Origin of the sequence: Mesorhizobium sp. M1A.F.Ca.IN.020.06.1.1, from assembly GCF_004023265.1 — a bacterium.
Classification (GTDB): domain Bacteria; phylum Pseudomonadota; class Alphaproteobacteria; order Rhizobiales; family Rhizobiaceae; genus Mesorhizobium.
Window position 1 is genome coordinate 1 of record NZ_RZSR01000314.1, and the last position, 5,847, is coordinate 5,847.

The following is a 5,847-nucleotide window of genomic DNA, read 5'->3' on the forward strand; positions in this document are numbered from 1 at the left end:
CTCCCTGATGATCCAGCGCAACGACCTGATGTCGAGGTTTCCAGCCGGCGTCGTCGGAAGCTCGGGATGTGAGCCCGCCACGACCAGCATGGGGCGATCCTCATCGACCGTGGCGCGCCGCAATATGTCGGACTCGGTGCGGCCCTCGACCAGCCCGAAATCGGCCCGGCCGTCCAGCACATTGGTCTCGACCTGCCGCGTGTTGCCGATGGTGACGCTCAGGCGCACCGCCGGATAGGCCTCGTGGAAGGACGCCAGGCGCCTCGGCAGCCAGTAGCTGGCGATGGTCTGGCTGGCCGATATCGACAGGCTGCCGGTGATGGTCTGGGAAACATGCTCCAGCACGTCGTGGGCAGCCGCTGCCCGTTCCAGAACAGCCTTGGCTTCGGGCAGGAAGCGGTGGCCGGTCTGCGCGAGCTCGATGTTGCGGCCGACCCGGTTGAACAGCCGCACGCCATGATGGCTTTCGAGCGCGCGGATGGCGGCAGAGGCGGCCGATTGCGAGATGCCGAGCAGGTCGGCCGCCTTGGTCATGTGGCCATGCTCGGCGACGGCGACGAAGATGCGAAGCTGATCGAGGGTCATGGCCAACTAAGAAGGAAAATCGATCGGAATTACAAGAGCGGCTTGTTAGACAGATCAATCGCTTTGTTCTAACTTTTTACCCGAGCTTGGAAAAAATTGGCCGTTCTGCCGCCAAGGTTGGAAATGATCGGGCGCTTCAAATCCCTTTTCGCGCATTGGAGCCGCCAGCTGAAGCGGCAGCTCGCCGGCGACCGCTACCATCCTGAGCTGCATTATATGCGCGGGCCCGGTCCGAAGACGAAGGCCAAGATGGCAAGCGGCAAGAGCGTTCGCGGATCATGAGCCTAGCTGAACCACGCGGCGCAAACTCCGCGCCCTCGCAGCGGCCGCTGGCCGACAGCCAGGCGCCTGACGAAGGCGACGGCGTCGAGACCTCGCCGAGCGTGTCCGACCGCATCGCCAAAACCACCTGCTACATGTGCGCCTGCCGCTGCGGCATCGACGTCCACATCAAGGACGGCAAGGTGCGCTACATCAACGGCAACAAAGACCACCCGGTGAACCGGGGTGTGATCTGCGGCAAGGGCAGCGCCGGCATCATGCAGCATTACAGCCCGGCGCGGCTGAGGAAGCCGCTGCTGCGCACAGGGCCTCGTGGCTCCGGCGAGTTTCGCGAGATCGAATGGGACGAAGCGCTCACCATCGCCACCGAGCGGCTGTCGGCGGTCCGCCGCACCGATCCGAGAAAGCTTGCCTTTTTCACCGGGCGCGACCAGTCGCAGTCGCTGACCGGCTGGTGGGCGAGCCAGTTCGGTACGCCCAACTTCGCCGCCCATGGCGGCTTCTGCTCGGTCAACATGGCGGCCGGTGGGCTCTACACGATCGGCGGCTCGTTCTGGGAGTTCGGCGAGCCCGACTGGGACAACACAAAATACTTCATCCTGTTCGGCGTCGCCGAGGATCATGATTCCAATCCGATCAAGATCGGCCTCGGCAAGCTCAAGGCGCGCGGCGCCAAGGTGCTGTCGATCAACCCTTGCCGCACCGGCTACAACGCGATTGCCGATGACTGGATCGGCATACGACCCGGCACGGACGGACTGTTCGTGCTGGCGCTCGTCCATGAGTTGCTCAAGGCCGGCCGCATAGATCTCGACTATCTGCTGCGCTACACCAACGCGCCGGTGCTTGTCGTACAGGAGCCCGGTTCCGCCGATGACGGATTGTTCATGCGCGATGATCACGGCAACCTGTTGGCTTGGGACAGGGTGGCGAAGGCGCCCGTCAATGCCGCCGATCCGGATGCCAAACCAGCACTGACCGGCAGCTACACGGTCAATGGCCGCCGCTGCGCGCCGGTATTTCAGCTGATCGCCGACCGATACCTGGACGAAAGCCATTCGCCGGAGGCGGTAGCGGAGCGCTGCGGGGTCGGCGCCGACACCATCCGACGGATCGCGGCGGAGCTGGCGCATATCGCCTTCGAGCAGGCGATCGAGCTGCCGGTCGCCTGGACCGATTGGGCCGGCCGCCGGCACGAGACGATGAAGGGCCGGCCGGTCTCAATGCATGCCATGCGCGGCATCTCGGCCCATTCCAACGGCTTTCATACTTGCCGCGCCATCCACCTGCTGCAGGTTCTGCTCGGCACGGTGGACGTGCCCGGGGGCTTCCGCTTCAAGCCGCCCTATCCGCGTTCCGCGCCGCCGGGGCCAAAGCCCGCAGGCAAGAACGTCCGCCCGATGACGCCGCTGGAGGGTATGCCGCTCGGCTTCGTCTCAGGGCCCGACGATCTGCTCGTCGACGAGGTCGGCACACCGATCCGCATCGACAAGGCCTATTCCTGGGAAGCGCCCTTGGCCGCCCACGGCCTGATGCACAGCGTCATCCGCAATGCCTGGGCCGGCGACCCTTATCCGATCGACACGCTGATGATGTACATGTCGAACATGGCCTGGAACTCCTCGATGAATACCGTCGAGACGGTTCGTATGCTCACCGACAGGGACGAGGCAGGCGACTACAAGATCCCCTTCATCATTTATTCCGACGCCTATTATTCCGAGACGGTGCCGTTCGCCGACCTGGTGCTGCCCGACACGACCTATCTCGAGCGGCACGACTGCATCAGCCTGCTCGACCGGCCGATCAGCCATGCCGACGGGCCGGGCGATGCCATCCGTCACCCGGTGGTGCAGCCGGACCGGGATGTCCGGCCGTTCCAGTCGGTGCTGATCGAGCTCGGTGCGCGGCTCGGCCTGCCTGGTTTCGCCAACGAAGACGGTTCGGCGAAATACCGCGACTATGCCGACTACATCGTCAACCACGAGCGCACGCCCGGCATCGGCCCGCTTGCCGGCTGGCGCGGTAAGAACGGCGACGCGATCGGCAAAGGCGAGGTGAACCCGGACCAGTTGCAGCGCTACATCGACAATGGCGGTTTCTGGCACCACGGGTTCGCCGACGACCAGCGCTATTACAAGATGGGCAACCGCGCCTATCTCGACTTTGGCGTGAAGATGGGATTCATCTCCAAGGCCGATCCGATCATCTTCCAGCTCTATTCGGAGCCGATGCAGCGCTTTCGCCTCGCCGCGCGCGGTCATGGCAAGGTGCAGCCGCCGGAGGCCGAGCGCGACCGGATCGAAGCCTATATGGACCCGCTGCCGTTCTGGTACGCGTCCTTCGAGGACGACGCCGTCGATCTCCAGAAATATCCGCTGCATGCGCTGACGCAGCGGCCGATGCACATGTATCATTCCTGGGGCTCGCAGAATGCGTGGCTGAGACAAATCACCAGCCAGAACCGGCTGTTCGTGCACCGGCGGACGGCAGCGAGGCTTGGGCTGGCCGACGACGACTGGGTGTGGATCGAAAGCATCAACGGCCGCGTGAAGGGTCAGATCAAGCTGATCGACGGCGTCAACCCGGACACTGTCTGGACCTGGAACGCTATCGGCAAGCGGCGCGGCAGCTGGGGGCTGAAGGACGACGCCGCAGAGAGCAATCGCGGCTTCTTGCTCAATCACATCATCGGCGACCAGACCGCGGCTACCGTCAACGACAAGCGCTATTCGAACTCCGACCCCGTCACCGGACAGGCGGCATGGTTCGACGTGCGCGTGCGTATCGCCAAATGCGCGGCGGAAGAGGCCGGCTTCGCCGAGCCGCAATTCGAGCGCTTGCGGCAGCCGCCAAATTTCGAGCCGTCACCGGATGTGCTTCGCTTCGGCGATGGATTCCGCATAAAAAGGGAAGCCGCCGAATGACCTGCCTTCCCGCCCAAACCGAGAAGAAGCTCGGCCTCGTCATCGACCTCGACACCTGCGTCGGCTGCCAGGCCTGCGTCACCGCTTGCAAGGAATGGAACACCGGCGGACACATGGCGCCGCTGACCGACATCGAGCCGTATGGCGGGCGTGTCGACGGCGTCTGGTTCAACCGCGTGCATAGCTATGAGCACACGACCGAACAAGGCGGCCGCACGGTGAACTTCCCGCGCTCCTGCCTGCATTGCGAGCAGCCAGCCTGCGTCACCGTCTGTCCGACCGGCGCCTCCTACAAGCGCGCCTCCGACGGCATCGTGCTGGTCGACGAGGACAAGTGCATCGGCTGCAAGCTGTGCAGCTGGGCCTGTCCCTATGGCGCGCGCGAATTCGATACGGATGTCGGCGTGATGAAGAAATGCACGCTTTGTGTGGACCGCATCTACAACGACAATCTGGCGACAGAGGACCGCGTGCCGGCCTGTGTCGCCGCCTGCCCGACCAGCGCCCGGCATTTCGGCGATCTGGGCGATCCCGCCTCGGCAATCTCGCACCTGGTAGAAGAGCGTGGCGGCGTCGAATTGATGCCCGAGCTTGGCTACAAGCCGACCAACAAATACCTGCCCCCGCGTGCCCGCACCGAGCGCGCGGCGAAGGTGGACGCGCCGGCGCTGGAACCGATCCGGACCGACGGAGGCTTCTTCGGCTGGATCGACCGCATGCTTTCGAACTGAATTCGCGCAGCCATGCATCCCGCCTATTCCGTCGTCTTCTTCACCACCGCCACCGGGGCCGGCTACGGCCTGCTGGCGCTGCTCGGCGTCCTTGGCGGGCTGGGATTGATCGCGCCCGAGTTCTGGCTCGGACTCCTCGGCATGGCGCTTTCGCTTGGCTTGATCGCGGCCGGCCTGTTCTCCTCGACCGGCCATCTCGGCCGACCTGAACGCGCCTGGCGCGCCTTCTCGCAATGGCGAAGCTCCTGGCTGTCGCGCGAAGGGATCGCCGCGGTGGCGACCTTCATCCCGGCCGGGCTGTTCGGCATTGGCTGGGCGCTGATGGGCAAAAGCGGCGGTTGGGTCGCCATCGTTGGCCTGATGGCTGCCGCCGGCGCCGTCGTGACAGTCTGCACGACCGGAATGATCTATGCCTCGCTGAAACCGATCGCGCAGTGGCACAGCCGCTATACTTTGCCGGCTTATCTTATCTTCTCGGCAATGACGGGTGGCGTGCTGCTCAACGGCCTGCTGCGAAGCTTCGGGGCCGGATCAACCTTGGTTCTGGCCGGCGCGCTGCTTGCCACGCTCGCCGGGTGGGGCTGGAAGCTTGCGACCTGGCGTTACAACGACAGGCTGGAAATCCCGACCACGGCCAACACGGCGACCGGCCTAGCCGGCGGCACGGTGCGGTCCATCGAATGGCCGCACACCGAAGAAAATTACCTGCTCAAGGAGATGGGCTTTCGCATTGCGCGCAAACATAGCGCGAAGCTGAGGCGAATGACGCAGGTGCTGGCCTTCGCCGTGCCGGCCATCTTGCTCGTGATCGCCTTCGCCCTGCCATGGCCTTTCGCAGCAGCCGCATCACTGCTTGCAGCGCTTATGCAATTCGCGGGCATGCTGGTCGAACGCTGGCTGTTCTTCGCCGAGGCAAAGCACACCGTCACGCTCTATTACGGCAGATGAAGCCGCTTCAGCCCGGCCGCAGCATCGAGCCGGAAATGGCAAAGATGCGCTCCGCACCCAGCATGTAGGCAACAAGCGTTTCCAGGCGGAACAGTCCGGCATAGGCGCGGTCGAGCACGTTGAGCGAGCCGGTATAGGCGCCGAAGGCCGGCATGATCATGCGGCCACCGTCACCGGCGAAGCAGCGCCGCCTGACCGAGCGGCCGCGCTGGACGATGCGGGCGCAGGGATGCAGATGGCCGGCGATCTCGCCTTCCACCCGCAGCTTGGATGGTTCATGGCGGAAGACAAGCGAACCGATCGCGAGTTCCCTCACCGTCTCGCCAGGCAGGTCGGCGGGAGCATCCGGATCATGGTTGCCGGCAACCCAGAAC

The 5,847-nt window shown here is 64.6% G+C and carries 5 protein-coding genes and 1 pseudogene; 3 read left to right on the plus strand and 3 right to left on the minus strand.

The features are described 5' to 3' along the window. Together EOA60_RS15590 and EOA60_RS37620 are read right to left on the minus strand one after the other, a co-directional pair. Positions 1-585, minus strand: a 585-nt coding sequence (locus EOA60_RS15590) for a LysR family transcriptional regulator (RefSeq protein ID WP_164748435.1), incomplete at its 3' end; no start/stop codon positions are given. A gap of 54 nt (positions 586-639) precedes the next feature. Next, positions 640-786, minus strand: coding sequence for a hypothetical protein (locus EOA60_RS37620; protein WP_156751064.1), 147 nt, complete (start codon positions 784-786; stop codon positions 640-642). Positions 787-863: 77 nt separating this feature from the next. On the opposite strand from EOA60_RS37620, the gene EOA60_RS15595 reads away from it, so the two are divergent. The 3 genes from EOA60_RS15595 to EOA60_RS15605 are packed head-to-tail and all read left to right on the plus strand — an operon-like array spanning position 864 to position 5,473. Further along, the gene (locus tag EOA60_RS15595) at positions 864-3,794 is read left to right on the plus strand and encodes a molybdopterin oxidoreductase family protein (protein WP_095824206.1); all 2,931 of its coding nucleotides are present in this window, start codon (positions 864-866) and stop codon (positions 3,792-3,794) included. Next, a complete protein-coding gene (locus tag EOA60_RS15600; RefSeq protein WP_095824207.1) occupies positions 3,791-4,525 on the plus strand; it encodes a 4Fe-4S dicluster domain-containing protein in 735 nt (244 codons plus the stop codon). The genes EOA60_RS15595 and EOA60_RS15600 overlap by 4 nt, the downstream gene beginning before the upstream one ends. Before the next feature lie 12 nt (positions 4,526-4,537). After that, positions 4,538-5,473 (plus strand): DmsC/YnfH family molybdoenzyme membrane anchor subunit, encoded by a 936-nt coding sequence (locus EOA60_RS15605; protein WP_095824208.1) that lies wholly within the window; start codon positions 4,538-4,540, stop codon positions 5,471-5,473. Between the two features lie 7 nt (positions 5,474-5,480). Here the strand turns inward: EOA60_RS15605 and EOA60_RS15610 are convergent. Then, a pseudogene (locus EOA60_RS15610) lies at positions 5,481-5,847 on the minus strand (metallophosphatase); the annotation flags it as partial.